This window comes from Streptomyces sp. LUP47B, from assembly GCF_001746295.1.
GTDB lineage: Bacteria > Actinomycetota > Actinomycetes > Streptomycetales > Streptomycetaceae > Streptomyces.
The window spans coordinates 95,624-117,165 of record NZ_MJAH01000010.1 but is presented as its reverse complement, the minus strand read 5'-3'; the positions used below and the strand labels follow the sequence as shown (position 1 = coordinate 117,165).

General features: G+C 70.1%; 17 protein-coding genes. 15 read left to right on the top strand and 2 right to left on the bottom strand.

From position 1 onward, the window contains the following. Nucleotides 1-6: 6 nt before the first annotated feature. A complete protein-coding gene (locus BFN33_RS28530) occupies nt 7-1,830 on the bottom strand; it encodes an endonuclease/exonuclease/phosphatase family protein (RefSeq protein WP_069763018.1) in 1,824 nt (607 codons plus the stop codon). A 276-nt stretch (nt 1,831-2,106) separates the two neighbouring features. Here BFN33_RS28530 and BFN33_RS28525 point away from each other — a divergent pair, with 276 nt between their 5' ends. From BFN33_RS28525 to BFN33_RS28485, 8 genes are all read left to right on the top strand, one after another. Next, nucleotides 2,107-3,540: a hypothetical protein gene (locus BFN33_RS28525; RefSeq protein WP_069763017.1), complete on the top strand. Its 1,434-nt coding sequence runs from the start codon at nt 2,107-2,109 to the stop codon at nt 3,538-3,540. Between the two features lie 233 nt (nt 3,541-3,773). Beyond that, nucleotides 3,774-5,219, top strand: coding sequence for an alkaline phosphatase PhoX (locus tag BFN33_RS28520; RefSeq protein WP_069763016.1), 1,446 nt, complete (start codon nt 3,774-3,776; stop codon nt 5,217-5,219). A 452-nt stretch (nt 5,220-5,671) separates the two neighbouring features. Continuing rightward, on the top strand, nt 5,672-7,252 hold the full coding sequence (locus tag BFN33_RS28510) for a TROVE domain-containing protein (protein WP_069763015.1): 1,581 nt from the start codon (nt 5,672-5,674) through the stop codon (nt 7,250-7,252). A 95-nt stretch (nt 7,253-7,347) separates the two neighbouring features. Next, complete coding sequence (locus BFN33_RS28505) at nt 7,348-7,995, top strand: GntR family transcriptional regulator (protein ID WP_069763014.1); 648 nt, start codon at nt 7,348-7,350, stop codon at nt 7,993-7,995. A 29-nt stretch (nt 7,996-8,024) separates the two neighbouring features. Continuing rightward, nucleotides 8,025-9,041, top strand: a complete 1,017-nt coding sequence (locus BFN33_RS28500; protein WP_069763013.1) for a 1-aminocyclopropane-1-carboxylate deaminase — start codon at nt 8,025-8,027, stop codon at nt 9,039-9,041. Nucleotides 9,042-9,086: 45 nt separating this feature from the next. Next, on the top strand, nt 9,087-10,127 hold the full coding sequence (locus BFN33_RS28495) for a LacI family DNA-binding transcriptional regulator (RefSeq protein WP_069763012.1): 1,041 nt from the start codon (nt 9,087-9,089) through the stop codon (nt 10,125-10,127). A gap of 51 nt (nt 10,128-10,178) precedes the next feature. Further along, nucleotides 10,179-11,063: a LysR family transcriptional regulator gene (locus BFN33_RS28490; protein ID WP_069763011.1), complete on the top strand. Its 885-nt coding sequence runs from the start codon at nt 10,179-10,181 to the stop codon at nt 11,061-11,063. 73 nt (nt 11,064-11,136) lie between these two features. After that, nucleotides 11,137-12,198, top strand: a complete 1,062-nt coding sequence (locus tag BFN33_RS28485) for a tartrate dehydrogenase (protein ID WP_069763010.1) — start codon at nt 11,137-11,139, stop codon at nt 12,196-12,198. 47 nt (nt 12,199-12,245) lie between these two features. Here BFN33_RS28485 and BFN33_RS28480 read toward each other — a convergent pair whose 3' ends face one another. Then, nucleotides 12,246-13,868 carry a PucR family transcriptional regulator gene (locus BFN33_RS28480; RefSeq protein WP_079141050.1) on the bottom strand — a complete coding sequence of 541 codons (1,623 nt, stop codon included), beginning with the start codon at nt 13,866-13,868 and terminating at the stop codon, nt 12,246-12,248. 279 nt (nt 13,869-14,147) lie between these two features. On the opposite strand from BFN33_RS28480, the gene solA reads away from it, so the two are divergent. The 7 genes from solA to BFN33_RS28445 all read left to right on the top strand — a co-directional run bounded on the left by solA (nt 14,148) and on the right by BFN33_RS28445 (nt 21,500). After that, nucleotides 14,148-15,302 carry an N-methyl-L-tryptophan oxidase gene (gene solA / locus BFN33_RS28475; RefSeq protein WP_069763009.1) on the top strand — a complete coding sequence of 385 codons (1,155 nt, stop codon included), beginning with the start codon at nt 14,148-14,150 and terminating at the stop codon, nt 15,300-15,302. Nucleotides 15,303-15,414: 112 nt separating this feature from the next. After that, the gene (locus tag BFN33_RS28470) at nt 15,415-16,095 is read left to right on the top strand and encodes a haloacid dehalogenase type II (protein WP_069763008.1); all 681 of its coding nucleotides are present in this window, start codon (nt 15,415-15,417) and stop codon (nt 16,093-16,095) included. A gap of 99 nt (nt 16,096-16,194) precedes the next feature. Then, nucleotides 16,195-17,286: an ABC transporter substrate-binding protein gene (locus tag BFN33_RS28465; protein WP_069763007.1), complete on the top strand. Its 1,092-nt coding sequence runs from the start codon at nt 16,195-16,197 to the stop codon at nt 17,284-17,286. Next, nucleotides 17,279-18,445 (top strand): ABC transporter ATP-binding protein, encoded by a 1,167-nt coding sequence (locus BFN33_RS28460; protein WP_256122892.1) that lies wholly within the window; start codon nt 17,279-17,281, stop codon nt 18,443-18,445. The genes BFN33_RS28465 and BFN33_RS28460 overlap by 8 nt, the downstream gene beginning before the upstream one ends. Nucleotides 18,446-18,448: 3 nt before the next feature. Then, a complete protein-coding gene (locus BFN33_RS28455) occupies nt 18,449-19,351 on the top strand; it encodes an ABC transporter permease (protein WP_256122891.1) in 903 nt (300 codons plus the stop codon). Continuing rightward, nucleotides 19,348-20,187, top strand: coding sequence for an ABC transporter permease (locus BFN33_RS28450; protein ID WP_069763006.1), 840 nt, complete (start codon nt 19,348-19,350; stop codon nt 20,185-20,187). Before BFN33_RS28455 ends, BFN33_RS28450 begins: the two co-directional genes overlap by 4 nt. A gap of 32 nt (nt 20,188-20,219) precedes the next feature. Further along, nucleotides 20,220-21,500: an FAD-binding oxidoreductase gene (locus tag BFN33_RS28445; protein WP_069763005.1), complete on the top strand. Its 1,281-nt coding sequence runs from the start codon at nt 20,220-20,222 to the stop codon at nt 21,498-21,500. The last annotated feature ends 42 nt before the right edge of the window (nt 21,501-21,542 follow it).

Genomic DNA, 21,542 nt, shown 5'->3' with positions numbered 1-21,542 from the left:
GGGGAGCTACGGCTTGAAGCGCAGCACCTGCGGGTCGTGGTCGCTGATCTGGTCGTGGAACTCCGAGTTGATGTGCACGCTGTCGTACTCGAAGTCGCAGCCGCGCCGGATCGACGGACTGACCAGGATCTGGTCCAGGACCTGCTGGTTGCCCTGGTAGTCGTAGGTGTAACGCTCGCTCTTCGGCAGCGACTTGATCGCCGACCAGAGCTCGCCGTCGCCCTCCAGGATCTTCGCGGTGTCGGAGAACTCGAAGTCGTTGATGTCGCCGAGGGCGATGACATCCGCGTTCTTCTGGACGTCGAGGATGTCCTTGACGAAGGCGTTGACCAGCGTCGCCTGCTGGTGGCGCTGGATCTCCGAGCTGCGTGGGACCGGCTGGGTCGCCGAGGTCAGACCGTAGTCGCCGCCCTTGGAGTTGAGGTGGTTGGCGATCACGAAGACCGTGCGGCCACGGAAGACGAACTCGCCGGCCAGCGGCTTGCGGCTGCTGTTCCAGGCCGTGTTCGTCGGGTCGACGCGGCCCGGGGAGACCGTCAGCGCGGCCTTCCCATGGGTCCTCGTCACGCCGACGGCCGTGGTGGCGTCGCCGCCCGCGCGGTCGGTGAAGGAGACCCGCTCCGGGTTGAAGAGGAACACCTGGCGGATGTTGCCGCCCGGCTCTCCGCCGTCGGTGTCGTTGGTCGGGTCGATCGAGCGCGACTCGTACCTCGGGCCGCCCGCCGCGACGATCGCGTCGATCAGCTTGTTCACCGTCACGTCGGCGGCGGTCGTGCCGTCGTCCTTCGCGCCGTTGTTGTCCTGGATCTCCTCCAGGGACACGATGTCGGGCGACTTCAGGTTGTTCACGATCGCGGAGGCGTGCTCCTCGAAGGTGGCGTCGGTCGGGTCGAGGTTCTCGACGTTGTAGGTCGCGACCGCCAGCTCGCCGTTCTTCTGCTTCTGCGTGGTCTCCCGCTCGAGACCGGCGCTCTTCAGCGTGCCGAGCTCGTTCGCCACCAGGGTGTAGCCGCCGAACTGGTTGTAGTCCAGCGGGCCCGCGGTGGAGCCGGTGAGGACGTCACCGACGTTCGCGACGGGGAAGGCCGAGGTCGGGCCCAGCGACTGGATCTGCAGCCGTCCGGTGTTCTGCGAGGTGTAGGAGCCGTAGAGGGTGCCGCCGCGACGGGTGGTGTTCTCGCGCGGCTTCACCGTCACCCACAGCTCGGTGTACGGGTCGCTCGCCCCGACCACGCGGGTGTCGGCGACCTTGACGTTCATGCCCTCAAGGGACTCGTAGAAGTCCAGGGCGTACTTCTTCGGCTCCAGGGTCGGGCCGTTGATCGAGTTGCCCGCGGCGGGGTCGCCCGCCGGGGCGTACGCGGCCGGCACCGACCTCGCGTCGATCACCGTGGCGGCGGGCACCGCGTTGCCGCTGGAGACGACCGTGACGGTCGGCTTGGTGATCTCGGTCAGCGACTGGTTCCCGGTCGACGTGCCGCCCGGGACGTACTCCGAGACCGTGCCGGCGACCGTGACGGCGTCACCGACGGCGACCTTCGGGGTCGAGCTGGTGAAGACGAACACGCCCTCACTGGTGGCCGGGTCGGCGTCCGGGTTCGGATCCTGGATCCAGAACCCCTTGGAGGAGCCGTAGGTGCGCACACCGGTGACGATTCCGGCCACATCCGCGACCTTCTGACCGGCGTATGGGGATATCCGGGTCGCGCCCTGGATGTCATGGATGCTCACACCGGCCGCGTGGGCGGGGGAGACGAGGACGACGGTGGAGGCCGCCGACAGGGCGGCGACGGTGAGCGCGGCGAGACGCGCGGACTTCTTGCTCGGCAACGGGATCCCTCCGGGGACGAACGTAGGCGCCGGGACGAGGGTGAACGTGGAACGGTGGGAGCCGCGACCTGTGGGGCGGAGGCGACGCGCGTAGAAAATACAGTGAACAGATGTCCGCCGGATTTCTACGCGCGTCAATCTCCTGCCTGGTCAGGCCAGTTGTCAAGGTTTCAGCCATGTACGAACCCTGTCGGGGACATGAACCGGGCGGCATAGGTGGATATCCGTCTACGCTGAGCGGCTGAGTGGCACGACGCGTCCGAGGAGAACCAGCCGATGTCAGACAGCTCCCCCCTGCCGCCGGTGCGGCTGCATCCCGAAGCGGAGCTGGCGCGGGACGCCCTGTCCACGCCGCTGCTCGCCCGGGCCGCCCGGCTCGCCCGCTGGGCCGGCGAGGACACGCGGGTCGACGCCGGGGGCGGACTCGTCGAGGAGCAACTGCCCGCGGCGGCCGCGCACCTCGGACTGACCGGGGACGAGGCGGCGGCCTCGGCGAGCGAGGCCTGGCGGGTGGCCGTCGACACCGGACTCGTCGAGATCCTCGACGAGGAGGAGGGCACGGTCGCCGCCGGCGAGGACCTGGCCCTGCTGTCCGGGTCGCCGCAGGACGTGCTCGGCGTGTGGCTGACGGCGCTGGAGACGGCGCTGGCCGACGCGAGCGTGCCGGACCTGGACGACCTCGTCGACGCGATGTCCTCCGCGGACGCCGGCGGGGAGATCGACTTCGCCTCCCTGGACTGGGACCCGCAGGCCGAGCAGGAGTTCCTCGACGGTGTGCTCGGGAACCTCTACCTGCTCACGGTCAGCGAGGACGGTCCCGGCGACGCACCCGTGCCGCTGCCGGCCCTCGCCGCATCGATGATCGTGCCGAGCGACATGGGTGAGCCGACCAACGACGTCCTGGAGCAGGTGTCCGACGCGATGATGCGGCTGGACGACCAGTTCCGGGCCCTGGAACCGGTGGGGATCGTCGAGTACCAGCCCGTCGACGAGGCGCTGATGGCGGACGCCGACGACGAGCCCGCCGCGGTCGTCGACGAGACCGACGTCTCCCGGTACGGCATGGTCCGGCTCACCCCGCTCGGGCTGTACGGGCTGCGGTCGCGGCTGCTGGAGGCGGGCATCCCGGCACCGGCCGTCGGCGACCTCGCCGACAAGGGGGCGGACGCGCTGCTCGACGGGACCTCGACGTTCCCGCCCTCCGCCGCGCAGGCCGAGACCGAGCAGTGGCTGGACCGGCGTGAACCTCTCGCGGCCGTTCGGGAACTGCTGACGGCCGCTCGGGGGAGCGACGCGGGCGCGCCCCTGCGCAGGCTGCGGTGCCAGCAGGCGTTGTCCTTGGTCGGCGCGGTCGCCGAACCCGCGTTGCGGGAGGTCCTCGACGACGCCGAGCTGGGCGGGCTGGCCCGGGTCTGGCTGACCGAGCGGGGGTTCGGGGACGTGCCCGCGCCCTCCCAGGACATGGTGTTCTGGCTGACCGTCGACACGATCGCCGCGCAGCTCGCCGCGGAGGGGAACTCCGAGGAACTGCAGGGGCTGGTGGAAGGACTGGCCCAGCAGCACGGTGGGTTCTTCGCGGCGGCCTGGCGCGTCGACCACCCCGCCACCGCGGATGTGCTGGAGGCGATGGGGCGGTTGCATCCGGACAAGCGGGTGGCGAAGGAGGCGCGGAAGGCGGCGTTCAAGGCGCGGTCGCAGCAAGGGGGTTGATCCCGGTTTGCGGGTGCGGGTCCGTTGTGGCTGAGCGCGCCCGCGCGGCGGAGCCGCAGATCGACACAGCCCTGGGCCCCTATAGGGGCCCATTCCCTTCCCTTTGTTGATTCATGGAACCGGGTGCACTGAAGTCCCCTGGCGTTCAACCGGTGTTCAGATGTGGGCGGGAACGTAGCGCCGACCCGAGGTCCCCCACCCTCCACGGCATATCCACCGTCTCAGGAGACACCATGTCGCTCACCCGCAGGGACTTTGCCGCGAAATCCGCGATCACCGGAGCCGGTGTCGCGCTGGCGGGCAGTGTCGGCGCCCTCGCCACCGCACCCAACGCGCTCGCGGCCACCGACGTCGAGAGCGAGGGCGCGGAGATCGCGGGCGCCCACCACGGAGTCGGCTACGGGCCGCTGATCCCCGACCCCGACGGCCTGCTCGCGCTGCCCGCCGGGTTCGCGTACGAGGTCATCACCTACAGCGGCAGGACCAAGCTGGAGTCCGGCGAGTTCACCCCGTCCAACCATGACGGTACGGCCACCTTCTGCGGCCCCCGCGGCGCGACCCTCCTGGTCAACAACCACGAGCTCAAGGGCCCGCGTGCCAACTGGCCCCACCCCGTGCCGCTCACCGAGGGCCTTGTCTACGACCCCGCCGCCTCCGGTGGCTGCACGGTCGTCGAGGTCCGCCACGGGCATGTCGCCGAGTGGGTAGGCATCGCCGGCACCTCCACCAACTGCGCGGGCGGCACCACCCCGTGGGGCACCTGGCTCACCGGCGAGGAGACCGAGGACAAGGCCGGCCAGAACGGCATGACCAAGGACCACGGCTACATCTTCGAGGTCGACCCCGAGGACCGCCGCGCCAACCGCGACCCCAAGCCCGTCAAGGCGTTCGGCCGGTACGCCCACGAGGCGGTCGTCATCGACCCCAAGCGCGGCCACGCCTACCTGACCGAGGACGCCTCCGGCCCCAACGGCCTGCTCTTCCGCTGGACACCGCCGGCGGGCTTCCACCACGGCCGCGGCAAGCTGCGCACCCTCGCCGACAACGCGGGGGTCCTGCAGGCCTTCAAGTGCTTCGACTCCGGTGGCAAGTTCGTCGACGACCTCTCCCGCGCCACCAGGATCGGCACGGTGTACGGCGTCGACTGGGTCGACGTGCCCGACCGCGACGCCAAGACGGTCTCCGTCCGCAAGCAGTTCACCGACGGCCAGGTCACCCGTGCCCGCAAGCTCGAGGGCATGTGGTGGGGCGACGGCGGCGCGTACATCGTCTCCTCGTACGCCCGTGAGGAGAGCCCCGTCCAGCACGACGGCGCGGTCTGGTTCTACGACCCCAAGCGCCGCACCCTCACGCTGAAGGTCCTGCTCGGCGTGAACCCCGACCCGTCCAAGGACGGCGCGTTCGACGGCCCCGACAACATCACCGTCTCCCCCTACGGCGGACTCGTCATCGCCGAGGACGGCGAGGGCGTCCAGCACCTGTTCGGCGCCACGGAGAGCGGCCGCACCTACCCGATCGCCCGCAACGAACTGAACCAGGGCACCGAAGCGGAGCCCGAGTACAGCGAGTTCACCGGCGTCACCTTCTCACCCGACGGAAAGACGCTGTACGCGAACATCCAGACGCCGGGGATCATGCTGGCGATCACGGGGCCGTGGAAGCGGCAGAAGCGCGGCTGAATTTAATTCGCTCGCCCGGCCCGCGGCACGCCTCCTAGAGTGATGAACGTCCAGGTGCGAAGGCAGGACCTACTTCCACTCATAATGGGGCGGCCGCGGGTTCGAATCCCGCCACCGGTACCACGTGCCGGTGTAGCTCAGAGGCAGAGCACCTAATGTCGGTTCCGCCGATCTGAACTCTGGACACCACAACTTCACGCACCTCCCGGTGCGAGCATTTTGATCTCGGGAGGCGCAGCTCATGGTGGGTGCCCGGTGCGCAGGCAGCGGATACTTCGGGAACTGGTGGGGGAAAGCCCTCGTGCGGGTTCGATTCCCGTCATCGACTCAGGGTCGGTGTGGCGGAACGGAAGACGCGCCAGTTTATAAGCACCGCAGTCGACTTCGACCTCGGGCACCCTCCATTTGCCGCGTCTCCCTCCGAAACGGAAACGAATTCGGGGGAATTCGCCATGGCGCGATTCAACAAGAAGGCCGCGCGGGCCCGTCCCACCTCGCGCGTGACGTCGACGGGACGCATCCTGCGGACGTACGAGGGCGGCCGGGGCCGCGAGCGTGACGCACGCTCCGAGCTGTTTCTGCTCGCGGTCGCCAACTTCGTCTCCCAGCAGACCCACTACGAGTCCGGCGCGGACCGCGACGACCGGTTCGCCACGCTCGTACGGCAGCTCGCCGTCACCGACCCGGCCTGGACCGCCGGCCTGCTCGGCTGGCTGCGCGGCGAGGGCAACCTCCGTACCGCCTCGATCGTGGGCGCCGCCGAGTACGTCAAGGCGCGCCTCGACGCGGGCGCCACCGACGGCCCCTCCAACCGCCAGGTCGTGGCCTCCGTACTCCAGCGGCCCGACGAGCCCGGCGAGTTCCTCGGTTACTGGACGGCGCAGTACGGCCGTAGCGTCCCGAAGCCCGTCAAGCGCGGGATCGCCGACGCCGTACGCCGTCTGTACAGCGGCAAGTCGCTGCTGAAGTACGACACCGCGTCCAAGGGTTACCGGTTCGGCGACATCCTCAACCTCGTGCACGCGGCCCCGGACCCGGACAAGCCGTGGCAGGGCGAGCTGTTCCAGTACGCCCTCGACCGGCGGCACAACCCGGACACGGCTGTGCCGCCCGCGTCGAGCCGGGTGCTCACCGCGCACCGCGAGCTGATGGCGGTGCCGGTCGGCCGCCGGCGCGCGCTGGTCACGTCCGAGGGCGGTGCCGAGCGACTGGCCGCGGCCGGGATGACGTGGGAGGCGCTGGCCGGCTGGCTGCAGGGGCCGATGGACAAGGCGGCCTGGGAGAGCGTGATCCCGTCCATGGGAGCGATGGCGCTCGTTCGCAACCTGAGGAATTTCGACGAGGCCGGTGTCTCGGACGAGGTCGCCGCCCGGGTCGCGGCGAAGATCAGCGACCCGGCGGAGGTGGCGCGGTCCCGGCAGTTCCCCTTCCGGTACCTCGCCGCGTACCAGCACGCGCCGTCGCTGCGCTGGTCCCACCCGCTGGAGCAGGCGCTCGGCCACTCGCTGGCCAACGTGCCCGCACTGCCCGGCCGGACCCTGGTGCTCGTCGACCGCTCCGGCTCGATGTGGACGCGGCTGTCCGACCGCTCGCGGCTCAACCGGGCCGACGCGGCGGCGATCTTCGGCACGGCGCTCGCGCTGCGGGCGGCGGACGCGGATCTCGTCGAGTTCGGCACCACGAGCCGGCGTCTGACGTACGGCAGGGGCGAGTCGGTGCTGAAGATCCTCGGCCGCTTCGGCGACCTGGGCGGCACCGACACCACCTCGGCCGTCCGCGCGCACTACCGGGGCCAGGACCGGGTGCTGATCGTCACCGACGAGCAGTACACGTACAACCGGCACGGCGGCCCGACCGAGCAGATCCCGGCCGAGGTACCCGTCTACACCTGGAACCTCGCCGGCTACCGGGCGGGCCACGGCCCCTCCGGCACCGGCAACCGCCACACCTTCGGAGGCCTCTCGGACGCGGCCTTCCGGATGGTTCCGCTGCTCGAGGCGGCCCAGGACGCCGACTGGCCCTGGGCTGCCTGAGCCCCGAGCGTGGCCCGCACCTCACGGGGGGTGCGGGCCACTCGCATGTCCGCACCCTTGTGCGCGGTCCTGATTGACATCTAACATTTCAGTTCATGGAGGCCATACGACCACTCGCCCGCACCCTTCTCCGGGACCGGGCCTACGCATCCATCCGGGACGCCATCGTGGCCGGCGAGATCGAGCCCGGGGCGGTGGTGCGGGACGCCGATCTCGCCGAGCGGCTAGGGCTGTCGCGGGCGCCCGTGCGGGAGGCCTTCGCGCGGCTCGTCGACGACGGGCTGCTGGAGAGCAAGCCGCAGAGCTACACGCGGGTGACCCAGGTCGTCGCCGCCGAGGTGCGGGACGCCGCCGCCGTGGTCGGGGCCATGCACGAACTGGTCACGCGGGTCGCCGTGCCCCGGCTGTTCGCCGCCGACATCGAGACGATGCGCGCGGCCAACGAACGGTTCGCGGCCGCGGTCACCGCCGGTGACGTGGACGAAGCACTGCACGCGGACGACGCCCTGCACGACGTCCTCGTCCGCGTCAGCGGCAACCGCGCGGCGGCCGCCACCGCCGCCCGCTACACCCCGCTCATCCGCCGACTGGAGCGCCGGCGCTTCGCCGAGGGCGGCAACTGCCGCTCGGCGGGACTGCACGACCGGCTGATCGAGGCCTGCGCGGCCGGTGACGTGGACGAGGCGGTCCGGGTCACGGCGGAGATCTGGCGGGGCCTGGCCGAACTGGCCGACAGCGACTGAGCCCACAGCGACCGACCCGGGAGGTCCCCATGCCCCTTTCGTCCTACGACCGTTACCCCCTCCTCTTCGGACCGTCCCCCGTCCACCGCCTGGAGCGCCTCACCGAGCACCTCGGCGGCGCCGCGCTGTGGGCCAAGCGCGAGGACTGCAACTCCGGGATCGCGTACGGCGGCAACAAGACCCGCAAGCTGGAGTACCTGGTCGCGGACGCCCTCGCCAAGGGCTGCGACACCCTCGTCTCGATCGGCGGCGTCCAGTCCAACCACACCCGTCAGGTCGCCGCCTGCGCCGCCCGGGCCGGGCTCAAGTGCGTCCTGGTGCAGGAGAGTTGGGTGGACTGGCCGGACGCCGTGTACGACAAGGTCGGCAACATCCTGATCAGCCGGCTCGCCGGGGCCGACGTACGGCTGGTGAAGGCCGGGTTCGGGATCGGGTTCAAGGAGAGCTGGGAGCAGGCGCTCAGGGACGTCGAGGAAGGGGGCGGCAAGCCGTACGCCATCCCCGCCGGCGCCTCCGACCACCCGCTCGGCGGCCTCGGCTTCGCCGCGTGGGCCTATGAAGTCGCTGATCAGGAACGCGAGTTGGGCGTCTTCTTCGACACGGTCGTGGTCTGCTCGGTGACCGGCTCCACCCAGGCCGGCATGGTCGCCGGGTTCCGGGCGCTGGAGGAGGCGGGCGGCCGGCCCCGGCGCGTCCTCGGCATCGACGCCTCCGCCAAGCCCGTCGCCACCCGGGAACAGATCGCGCGGATCGCCCATGGCACCGGTCAACTCATCGGCGTACGGAAGGAGTTGACCGAGGAGGACGTGGAGCTGGACGAGCGGTACCACGCGGGTGTCTACGGCATCCCCGACGACACCACGCTGGAGGCGATGCGCCTCGCCGCCCGCACCGAGGGAATGGTCACCGACCCCGTGTACGAGGGCAAGTCGATGGCCGGGATGATCGACCTGGTCGGGCGGGGCGAGATCGGCGCGGACTCCACGGTGCTCTACGCCCACCTCGGCGGGCAGCCGGCCCTCAACGGGTACAGCGCGCTGTTCTAGCCCGGGCCGGGCCCGTTCCCGTGAGGGCTGGATACAGTGCACTGCATGTGGACCGACGAGCAGCAGCGGGAGCCCGGTGGTCACGCGTCCGACGGTCCTCGTCGCCGGGCGACGATTCACGACGTGGCGCAGCTCGCGGGAGTGTCACGCCAGACGGTCTCGCGGGCGGTGAACGACAAGGGCGAGATCGACCCGGACACCAAGGCGCGGGTGCTCGAAGCCGTGCGGATGCTGGACTACCGGCCCAGCCGGTTCGCGCGCGGGCTGGTGCGGAAGGGGACGGTGACCGCGGGGCTGGTCATCCCGGATCTGATGAATCCGTTCTTTCCCGAGGTCGCGGCCGGGGTGCTGGAGGCCGCCGAGGAGCGTGGCTGGCAGGTCGTGGTGTGGGACACCCGCACCGACGGTGCCAAGGAGCGGGAGGCGCTCGGCGTACTGTCCCACCAGGCGGACGCCGTGATGGGCTACTTCAAGAACGACGACGAGGTCCTCGCCCGGTACCTCGGCGGTCTGCCGCTCGTCCTGCTGGAGCGCGGCCCGCAGCAGACCCGGTTCGCGGCCGTCGGGATCGATGCCGCGGCGGGTCTCGAACAGGGCATCGCCCACCTGGTCCGGGCAGGTCACCGGCGGATCGGCATGCTGGACGGTGACCGGCTCACCCCCGGGCCCCGACGGGAGGCGTTCCTGGCCGAGGTACGGCGGCACGGGCTGCCGGTCGACGACGGCTGGATCGCGATGTCCGACGGCCACGGCGTCGCGGGCGGCGAGGCGGCGATGGAGCAACTCCTCGATGCCCGGCCCCAGTTGACCGCGGTGTTCGGCTTCAACGACCTGATCGCCGTCGGCGCGATACGAGCCGCCCGGCGCCGGGGCCGGCGGGTGCCGGAGGATCTGGCCGTGCTGGGCTTCGACGGGCTCGCCCTGGGCGAACTGGTGGAACCCGCCCTCACCACCCTGCGGCTCGACAAGCGCCGGCTGGGGCGGCTTGCCGTCGAGCAGGTCGCACGGCTGCGGGCCGGCGAGAAGCCGCTGACCGGTGCGGATGCCTGGGTGGCACCTGAACTGGTGGTACGCGCCTCGGCCTGAGACCTGCCGTATCCGAGCCGGCGCTTGATTTACTGAGGGCAGAGGGCGCGTATGGACATCCGGCAGTTGCAGTACTTCCTCGCGATTGTTGATCGTGGGGGGTTCAACCGTGCGGCCGCGGCTCTGTACGTGTCGCAGCCGGCGCTGTCGCAGGCCGTGCGGGCACTGGAGCGTGATCTCGGCTCCGAGCTGTTCCATCGCATCGGGCGTGGGGCGGTCCTGACGGAGGCCGGAAGGGCCCTGATCGAGCCTGCCCGGGAGGCCGTACGGAGTCTGGAGACGGCGCGAGCGAGTGTCGCGGCGGTGCATGAGCTGCGTGAGGGGCGCCTGGATGTGGCGTCGACGCCGACACAGGCGGTGGAGCCGCTGACGACCTTGGTGAGTGCCTTCAGCCGACGGTATCCCGGCGTCTCCGTGGCCATCAAAGCGGCGTTCACCGCGCGTGATGTGATCGACATGGTGCGCACGGGTGCCGTGGAGTTGGGGCTCCTGGCGTCCGCCGGGCCCGTCTCCGGCAAGGAGGTCGTCTTCCACGAACTGGGGCGGCAGCGTTTTGTGCTGGTGGTGCCGGCCGACGGCCCGTTCGCCGATCGGACGGCGGTGGAGTGCCGGGAGCTCGCGGGACAGCGGCTGATCGTCGGGCAGCCAGGTACCGGGATGCGCGCCTACGTCGACGCGCTGCGCGAGCAGGGGATCGAGTTCACCGTCGCCGCCGAGAGCGAGCACCGCGTGTCGCTCATGCCCCTGGTACTGGCCGGGGTCGGGCTCATGGTCGTCACGGATGCCTGGCGGGACGTCGCCCGGCGACTGGGCGCCCGGGTCCTGGACATCGAGCCGGAAACCGGCTTGGACATCGCCCTCGTCAGCCGCCGCGGCAGCCTGTCGCCCGCGGCCGCCGCGTTCGTCACGAGCGCGACCTCGGTCACCGACAGCTGATAGGTACCGCTTATAAGGGAGATCCGCTTTGCGTCTTGGACGCCGCACGGACCGCCTTGCTGCAATCGACGGCATGACGACGAACCACCGCATTGCCCTGATCCCCGGCGACGGCATCGGTGCCGAGGTACTGCCCCCGGCACAGCAGGTGCTCGATGTTCTCGGCCGCCGCCACGGCTTCGGCCTGACCTACACGTCGTACGACGACTGGTCGTGCGAGCGGTACCTGCGGGAGGGCGCCATGATGCCCGCCGACGGGATCGACCAGCTGCGCGACAAGGACGCGATCCTGCTGGGCGCTGTGGGATATCCGGGGGTGCCCGACCACGTCTCGCTGTGGGGGCTGCTGATCCCGATCCGGCGCAGCTTCCGCCAGTACGTCAACCTCCGGCCCATCCGTGTCTTCGAAGGCATCGACAGTCCGGTGCGCGGCGCACGGACGGGCGAGGTCGATTTCGTCGTCGTGCGCGAGAACATGGAAGGCGAGTACAGCGAGGTCGGCGGCCGGCTCAACAGGGGCTTCCCGGACGAGATCGCCGTGCAGGAGGCCGTGTTCACCCGGGCCGGCGTCACACGTGTGCTGGACTATGCCTTCACGCTCGCCGCCCAGCGCGGCGGCCGCCTGACCTCCGCGACCAAGTCGAACGGCATCGTGCACACCATGCCGTTCTGGGACCAGCTCGTCACCGAGCGGGCCGCCTCGTTCCCGCGGGTCGCCTGGGACCAGGAGCACATCGACGCGCTCGCGGCCAAGTTCGTCCTCGAGCCGGCCCGCTTCGACGTCGTCGTCGCCTCCAACCTCTTCGGCGACATCCTCAGCGACCTCGCGGCCGCGGTCGCCGGATCCATCGGCATCGCCCCGGCGGCCAACCTCAACCCCGAGCGGGACTTCCCCTCGATGTTCGAGCCGGTGCACGGCTCCGCGCCCGACATCGCGGGCCAGGGCATCGCCAACCCGCTGGGCGCGATCTGGTCCGCGGGCATGATGCTCGACCACCTCGGCCATCCCGCCGCGGCCAGGGAGATCACGGACGCGATCGCCTCGGTCCTGGCCAAGAGCGATATCCGCACCCGTGACCTGGGTGGAACCGCGACCACCGCCGAGTTCACCGACAGGCTGATCGAGCTCCTCTGAGCCTTCCGCCGACCGTAAAGGTACTCAGCGTGACGGCCGGCTGCCCGTCATGGGCCGGGAACAGCTGCTTCCCCGGCGTCCAGGACCAGCACCGCGACGTGCAGGGACGTGCACTGCAGGCCTGATTCCAGGTCGCAGCCGAGGAGCCGTTCGATGGTGTGGAGGCGCTGGTAGTACGCCTGCCGGGACATGCCGAGGCGTTTCGCCGCGACTGACTTGTTCCCGGCCGCCGCCAGATAGGCGCGCAGTGCCGGGAGCAGATCGCCGCTGTTGCGGTCGTCGTGCTCGATGAGGCGGGTCAGCTGCCGTTCCGCGAACCGCTGAAGACGGGTGTCCTCCCGCAGGACGCCCAGCAACTCCGGCAGCCGGACGTCGGCGGGGACGTAGAACCACCGCTCCGGGGAGGCCGGTGTGATGGCCTCGGCCGTCTGCTCCGCCTCCTGCCACGACCGGGCGATCCCGGCGAGGTCGGTCACCCCGGGGCCAACGGCGACGACGGCCTCCGGTCCCAGCTCCTCCCGGGCCAGACGGCCGATCCGCTCGGCGACCGGCTGCCAGGCGCTCGCCTGTGCCAGTGCCAGAAGCACGCCGATCCGGCCCGGTGCCGTCTCGCCGACCAGGGCGCGGACGCCGGTATGCGCCAGCGCCTTCGCGATCTGTTCGTCGAGGTGCTCACTCTCGGTGCCGGTGTACGTGTGGCGGATGACCACGGCGAACAGCCGGTGCCCGAGGGCCGGGAGCCCCAGTGCCTCGGCGCGGGCGCGCGCATCCGCAGGGGAGCGGAACCGCCGTTCGTACAGGTCCCGCAGTACGGAGCGGTGGGCCCGGCGCTCCCACCAGGCCGGCCCGGCCAGACGCGCCATGGTCAGCGCGATCGCCGCACGCTCCAGCACCAGGACGTGTTCCGGGTCGGGCTCGGCGTTCAGCCGGCCCTCCAGCAGGACCAGCCGCCCCCACAGCCCCAGGTGGTCCTGCACCGGGGCGATCAGCCACCCCTCCGGGCCGCTCGGCGTGATCCTCTCCGGCGTCGGGGCGGCCCGCGAACGCCGCGACCAGGCCGACACCACCGGCTCGTACGGCCGGCCGAGCAGCTCGCACATCAGGACCCGGTGGGTGAGATCCTCCAGCACCACCGGGGCTCCGGTGAGCTCCGCGGTGGTGTGCACCAGTTCCTCGGGGTCCGCGCCCCGCAGCGTCAGGGCGGTGAAGACGTCCTGGATGTCCCTCCCGCGCCGCAGCAGGGCGCCCTGGGCGTCGAGGATGAGCGCGTGCACCGTCTGCGTGACGTCGATGAACCGGACGCCCCGGGCCAGCTCGACCAGCGGCACTTCACGGGCACGGCACGCCGCCACCAGCTCGCCGGGCACCTTCCGGTACCGGTAACCGAGCTCCACGATGAGACCGGCCGCGCCGACGTCGGCCAACTGGTCGACATAGCCTCGCAGCTCGGAGGCGTCCTCGGGATGCGGCATGCCGGTCGTCAGCACCAGCTCGCCGCCCTCCAGGAAATCGGCGGGATTGAGCAGCTCGGTGACATGCACCCAGCGCACCGCCCTGTCCAGCTGTGACTCACCGGCCAGCACGCGCGGCATCCCCTCGGTGAGCACGGGCAGCCGCAGTACCTCCGCGATCGTGGGGAAGTGCCCGTTTACGGGCCGTCTGGGCGGCATGGGGGGTGCTTTCGTCCGAGGGGATCGGGCACACCCTCGCACCGGCCACTCACCGTGACAAGAGGGGGCAGACATTTTGTACGGCCCGGCCGTCCGCGGTGACAGACCGTCTCGAGAAGGCCCCCAGGTGGAACACAGTGTGGGTTGACCTGCAGGTTCCCCCGGGCCGAGAGTGAACGCCATCCCCAGCGGGACCCGAACCGGAAGAGTCCCCGCGATGTCTTCACCGTGCTGGGGCCCGACTGCCACCCGGACCACACCATCGAAAGGAGCGACCTCATGCGCAACCCGAAGCGCGTCGCCGTGATCGGTGCCGGCAGCATGGGCAGCCAGGCCATGTGGCGACTGGCCGCCCGCGGAGCCGAGGTCATCGGCTACGACCGGTACGCGCCGGGTCATGACCGCGGTGCGGCCGGGGGCGAGACCCGCATCTTCCGAGCCGTCCACCTCGGCGAACCCCGCTACATCCCGCTGCTGCGGCTCGCCGACCGGATGTGGGACCACCTCCAGGAGGAGACCGGATTCTCACTGCGACGCCGCAGCGGATGCCTGGTGATGGGCGAAACCGCGTCGCCCTCCATGGGCCTCCTCCTCGCCGCCGGCTCCACCCACCGGCTGGATCACGAGGTACTGGACCGGGAGGAACTCGCCCGCCGCTACCCGCAGCACCGCCTCCCGGACGGGCACACCGCCGTCCTCGACCGGATGGGCGCCGTCATCAGGCCCGAGGCGTCGATCCAGGCCGCCGCCGCCCGTGCCGAGCAACTGGGCGCCCGGCTGCACCGCTACACCCCGGTGCGGGAGATCGCGCCCGCGACCGGCGGCGGGGTGCACATCGTCACCGACCAGGGCACGGATCACGTGGACACCGCGGTGGTGACAGTGGGCCCCTGGATCAACACCCTGCTCCCGGACCTGCCGCGCGCGGTCGACGTCCGCCGGCTGATCAGCTCCTGGCACATCCCCACTCGCCACGACTGGTTCACGGGCGGCGCCCCCGCCTTCGTACGCAGCACACCCCACGACTGCTACGGGCTCCCGTCGCCCGACGGCATGTCCGTCAAGCTGGGCCTCTCCTTCAAGCTGGGCCTCCACTCCGCGCGCCATCTGCCGGTATCCGACCCCGAACGGCTCGACCGGACGGTCCGTCCGGAGGAACTCGCCACCATGCGTGAGTTCATCAGCGAGCTGATGCCCGACCTGAACCCCGATCCCATCAGGATGTCGGCCTACATGGAGGGCTACACCGACTCCGGCGACCCGCTCGTCGGCCGCCTCCCCGGCGAGGACGACATCATCGTCATGGCCGGCTTCTCCGGCAGCGGCTTCAAACTGTCGCCCGCCATGGGCGAGATCGCCGCCGACCTCGCCCTGGACGGCACCACCGACCATTCCGTCGGCTTCCTGGCACCGGCCGGAGCCGACGCCGTCTGACCTGAAGTCACCTCGCCTCCCTCATGGGGCAGTCCGTCACCGATGTGCCGGACAAAAAGCGACAAATGCTGAGTCGATACCTGTTCCTGCAGCAAAGAACTGGAGTTCTTCCATGCCCATTCCGTCGTTTCAGTTCCGGCCGAAGTACGTCTCGTTCGACTGCTACGGCACGTTGATCGAGTGGCCGATGACGCCCATCACGCGTGAGCTCGTCGGCGACCAGATCCCCGCGGAGCACTGGGACCAGTTCCTCCGGGAGTTCCGCGGCTACCGCTACGACCAGGTCCGCGGCGAGTACTACCCCTACGAGCAGGTGCTGCAGGACTCCTTCGAGCGGGTCTGCCGCAAGTGGGGTGTGAAGGCGGCGCCGGACGCGGGCAAGCGGTTCGCCGACGGCGTGCGCAGTTGGGGCCCGCACGCCGACGTGCCCGAGCCGCTGAAGAAGATGGGCGAGCACTACAAGCTGGTGATCTTCTCCAACGCTGAGGACTCTTTCCTGAAGGAGAGCGTGCCCCGGCTCGGGGCGGACTTCCACGCGGTCTTCACCGCGGAGCAGGCCGGCTACTACAAGCCCCGGTACGCAGCGTTCGAGTACATGCTCGACCAGCTCGACGCGTCCCCCGAGGACTTCGTGCACGTCTCCTCGCACACCCGCTACGACCTGATGCCGATGCACGACTTGGGCTTCCGCAACCTGATCCTCCTGGACCGGGGCTACGACCCGGTCACCCACGGCTACGACTACGTGCCGGTGAAGTCCCTGGACGAGCTCAACACCATGCTCGGCATCTGAATCTCCACGCACACCGTCCCGCACGGACAGCCCAGAAGGACCCCCCACCCCAGTGTTTTCCGTTCCCCCGAATCCACACCCAGCACCAGGAGGCGCCCGATGGAAGCCAACCGGATAGGACGCAGAACCGTACTCAGCACCGCAGGCGCGCTGGCCGCCGCCACCGTGGTGACCGGCTGCGGCACCCTCATGGGCAGCAGCGAAAGCCGCGGCTCGGGCAGCTCCAAGAAGCGGCTCGTCGTCAGCAACAGCGGTGGCACCTACAACGACGCCCTGACGAAGGCGATCTACGAGCCGTTCGCCAAGGAGACCGGCATCACGGTCACCACGGTCAACTATCAGTCGGCGCAGATCATCGCCCAGGTCAAGCAGGGCCGTCCGCAGGTCGACCTGATGGACAACACCCTGCTGAACTTCCAGAAAATGGCGGGGCTGGAGTGCCTGGAGCCGGTGGACCAGGACCGGCTGAAGAGTGTCAAGGGCGCCGGGATCGCGGAGCACAACCTGCCGGAGCACGCGGTCGGCAAGAACGTGTGGGCGAGCGTGATGGCCTACCGCACGGACAGCCTCAAGCGCACCCCGAAGAGCTGGGCCGACTTCTGGAACACGCATTCCTTCAGCGGCCCCCGCTCGCTGCAGAGCGCGGAGGCCGACCTGCCGGAGCTGGAGTTCGCGCTGCTGGCCGACGGTGTGCCGCTGGACAAGCTGTACCCGCTGGATGTGGACCGGGCGTTCGCGTCGATGTCGCGGATCCGCCGCGATGTGAAGAAGTTCTGGAACACCGGCGCCCTGCCGGCCGTCCTGCTCGGCCGCAAGGAGGTCGTCGCGACCAGCCTGTGGGGCGGCCGCGCGGACGAGCTGATCAAGCAGGGTCAGCCGGTCGCCTACCAGTGGAACGGCGCCCGCAGGATGACCAACGGCTGGGGCATCCCGAAGGGCGCGGGCAACATGGACGCGGCCTACCAGCTGATCGACTTCTCGCTGCGTCCCGAGGTACAGGCGGCGTTCTCCAAGCTCTTCCCGCACGGCCCGGTCGTCCCCGGCGCCACCAAACTGCTCTCGGAGGACGTGCTGGCCACCCTGCCGACCTCGCCGACGAACCTCAAGACCGGGTTCGACGCGGATGTGGCCTGGTGGGACAAGAACCGTGACGCCGTCACCAAGCGCTGGCAGGAGTGGGCCGATGCATGAGCGGACCCGGAGTCTGACCGCCGCAAAGCTGTCCGCCGACCACCTGGCCACCGCCTTGGCCCCTCGCTCCTCCTCACCGACGGGCAAGTCGTTGTCGGTGACGGGGCTGTGCAAGTCCTACGGCGGGACGACGGTGGTCGACGGCGTGGACATGGACATAGCGGCGGGTGAGTTCGTCACCTTCCTCGGCTCCTCCGGTTCCGGCAAGACGACCACGCTGATGATGCTGGCCGGGTTCACCGAGCCCGACTCCGGCGCCATCGCAGTGGACGGCCGGGACATCACCAAACTCAACCCGGGCAAGCGGGACTTCGGTTTCGTCTTCCAGCAGTACCTGCTTTTCCCGCACATGACGGTCGCCGAGAACGTCGCCTTCCCGCTCACCCTGCGCGGTGTGCCGAAGGCGGAGATCCGCCGCCGGGTCGGGGAGACACTGGAGGCGGCGGGACTGTCGAAGTTCGCCGGCCGCAAGCCCCGTGAGCTCTCCGGTGGTCAGCAGCAGCGCGTCGCCCTGTGCCGGGTGCTGGTCTACCGCCCGCCGATCGTGCTGATGGACGAACCGCTGGGTGCGCTGGACAAGAGGCTCCGCGACCAGATGCAGACCGAGATCAAGTCCATCCAGCGCGAACTCGGCCTGACCGTCGTCTACGTGACGCACGATCAGGAGGAGGCGCTGGTTCTCTCGGACCGGATCGCCATCATGAAGGACGGCCGCATCGAGCAGTTCGACACCCCCCGCGGCCTGTTCGAACGCCCCCGCACCCCGTTCGTCGCCGACTTTCTGGGCGCCGCCAATTTCCTCACTGGCAACGTCGAGGAGGGTGGAGCAGACGACTGCACCCGCGTGCGGCTGGACACCGGCGGTGTCCTCACGGCCCGCGCCCACCCCTGCATGCCCGGACAGAGCGTGCGTGCCGCGGTGCGGCCGGGCAAGCTGCGCCTGGTCGGTGCCGAGGAGAGCTGCTGTTCCGGCACGGTCGAGACGGCCGTCTACGTCGGCTCGCTGACCCGGATCACCGTCCGCCTGGACGGTGGCGCTCCGGGGACGCAGCCGCTGCGGATCGAGACCGCCGCCGTCCCGCCGCGCCCCGGCGAGCGGGTGTGTGTCACCGCCGACCGGGACGACGTCAGCGTCTTCGACGCCACGGACGGGGGGTGAACCGTGGCCGGCACCGCTCTCGCACCCGGCAAGGTGCGTGTGAAGACGTCCGCGATGCGCGGGCACCGCTCCCGGCTCGCCCTGGTCAACGCCGTCCCCGTCACGGTGTTCCTGCTGGTGCTGTTCGTCTACCCGATCATCGGGGTGCTCTCGCTGAGCCTCAAGGGCGACAGTGGCGCATTCACCCTGCACTGGTACGCCGACGCTCTCAGCGGCGTGAACCTGTCCGTGCTGCTCTCCACCCTGCGGATCTCCGCGGAGACCGCCGTGCTCAGTCTCCTGGTGGGTTTCGTCCTGGCCCACGCCATCGCCCGGATGCGGCCCGCATTCGCCGCGCTGGCCATGCTGATCGTGGTGGTGCCGCACTTCATCAGTGCCCTGGTACGCACCTACGGGTGGATCATCATGCTCGGTGAACACGGCCTGATCAACACACTGTTGATCTCCCTGCATGTGCCCGGAGCCCCGTTCTCGCTGCTCTACAACGAGACCGGTGTGGTCATCGGCACCACCTCGGTGATGCTGCCCTACACCGTCCTGGTCCTGCAGGGTGTGATGCGCGGCGTCGACGGCCGGCTCCTGGCCGCGGCGGCAGGCTTCGGGGCGAGCCGGTTCACCATCTTCCGCAGGATCTACCTGCCGTTGGTCGCGCCCGGGATCGGCACCGCGGGACTGCTCAGCTTCATCCTGTGCCTGGGCTACTACATCACCCCGGCCCTGATGGGCGGCGGCAAGCAGACCGTCGTCGCCGCGCTCATCGACCAGCAGGTGATGCAGCAGGACCAGTGGAACTCGGCCGCCGCCTTCGGCGTCATCCTGCTCCTGCTCACCTTCGCCGGCCTGGGCGGGCTCGGCCTGGCCAAGCTCCGCCACAAGAAGGCGGCCGCACGAAGGAGCAGCTCATGATGGAACTGCCCGCCACCCGGGCCGGACACATCGGCCGCGCCCTGAGCGCCACCGCGATCCTGCTGTTCCTGGCGATGCCCATCGTCATCATCCTGGTCACCTCCTTCGGCGCCGACGGCATCGGCACCTTCCCGCCGAAGGAGTACAGCACCCACTGGTACGAGCAGATGGCCGCGCCCGGCGGCAACTGGGCCACCTCCATAGCCCTGTCCAGCCTCATCGCCTCCCTCACCACCGTGTTCTCCCTCATCCTGGGGGCCACCGCGGCCACCGCCCTGGCCCGCGGCCGGTTGCCCCTGCACACGGCGGTCTACGGGCTGGTCCTGGCTCCGCTGCTCATCCCCCAAGTGGTCATCGCGCTCGGCCTGTTCCTGTTCTTCGAACCGGCCGGCATGCTCGGCAGCCCCCTGGCCATCGCTCTTGGCCACACCGTGCTCGCCGCGCCCATCGCGATCCTCATCATGATCTCCACGCTGAGGGGCATCGACGAACGGCTCGAAGACGCCGCCGCCAGCATGGGCGCCAACCGGATGACCATCGCCCGGCGCATCACCTTCCCCCTGGCCACCCCCGGGTTGATCGCCGCCGCGGTGTTCTCGTTCATCACCAGCTTCGACGAGTTCTTCATCGCCCAGTTCATGTCGACCCCCGACACCCGCACTCTGCCGGTCCTGGTCTTCAACGCCCTGCAGTTCGACGTCGACCCGACCGTCACCGCCGTCAGCGCCGTCCTCATCGCCCTGGCCGTCCTGGCCCTCGCCCTGGTCGTCCTCGTCCGCAGACTCGGCGGCCACAGCGACGGCCAGAACGCCCTCCCCGTCGAACCGCTCACCTGAGCCACGTCGAAACTCCCCGCAGAGGACCCGAAATGAAGACGATTCCCTACTGGATCGAAACCGCTGGGGTGTTTCCCGACCGGTCCGGCAAGCCGCTGACCGAGGACGCCGACCTGGTGGTCGTCGGCGCCGGCCTGACGGGTCTGTCCACCGCCCTCCACTCCGCCCGCAAGGGCGCCCGCGTCACCCTCGTCGAGAAGGGCCAGATCGGCTCGGGGGCCTCCGCGCGCAATGGCGGCATGGCCAACCTGGGCTTCACCATCGGCGTGGGCCAGGCCATCCGCCGGTACGGACTCGAGCGGGCCCGCGAGATCTACAACTCCTACGGCGAGGCCGTGGACACCATCGAGCGGCTCGTGAACGAGGAGTCCATCGACTGCCAGTTCCGTCGCGTCGGACGCCTGGGCGTCGCGTCGCGCCCCGCGCACTTCGAGAGTAAGAAGGTCCAACAGCGCGACCTGGCCAAGTACTTCGGACACGAGACCACTCTGGTCAGCAAGTCCGAGCTGCGGTCCGAGATCGGATCCGACGCCTACCACGGCGGCCTGCTCGACCCGTTCAGCGCCGCACTGCACGTCGGCCGATTCGTGCGCGGCATGGCCGAGGCGTGCGAGCGCACCGGTGTCGAGATCCACGAGCGCAACGCGGCCATCGGCGTGCGGCGAACCGCCGCGGGCCGGTTCGAGGTCAGCACCGAGCGCGGTGTGATCCGCGCCGGGCAGGTCATGATGGCCACCGACGCCTACACCGACAAGAACTTCCCGTGGCTGCGCCGCCGGCAGGTCTGCCTGGGCAGCTTCATCATCGTGACCGAGCCGCTCGGCGAGGACCTCGCCCGGGACATCATCCCCAAGGCCCGCCTCATCGTCGACTCCAACCAGGTCTGCCACTACTTCCGGCTCACCCCGGACAACCGGCTGCTGTTCGGCGGCCGCGCCCGCTTCGCGCCCTCCGACCCGACCTCGGACAAGAAGAGCGGGGCCGTCCTGTTCCGTGAGATGTGCGAGATCTTCCCCCAACTCGCCCGCACGAAGGTCGAGTACGTGTGGGGCGGCTCCGTCGGATTCGCGATGGACCGCATCGTGCACGCCGGGCAGACCGAGGACGGCGTCCACTACTCCATGGGATACGCGGGCCACGGCGTGCAGATGGCCACGCACATGGGGCAGGTCATGGCCGAGGTGATGGACGGCCATCCCGGGGCCAGCCCGGTCCGCGACCTGGCCCCGCCCCGCATCCCCCTCTACAACGGCACCGCCTGGTTCCTGCCCTTCGCGGGCGCCTACTACAAGACGCTGGACCGCATCCGCTGACCGGTCGGCAGCCCCTCACCACACATCCAAGGAGATACCTAC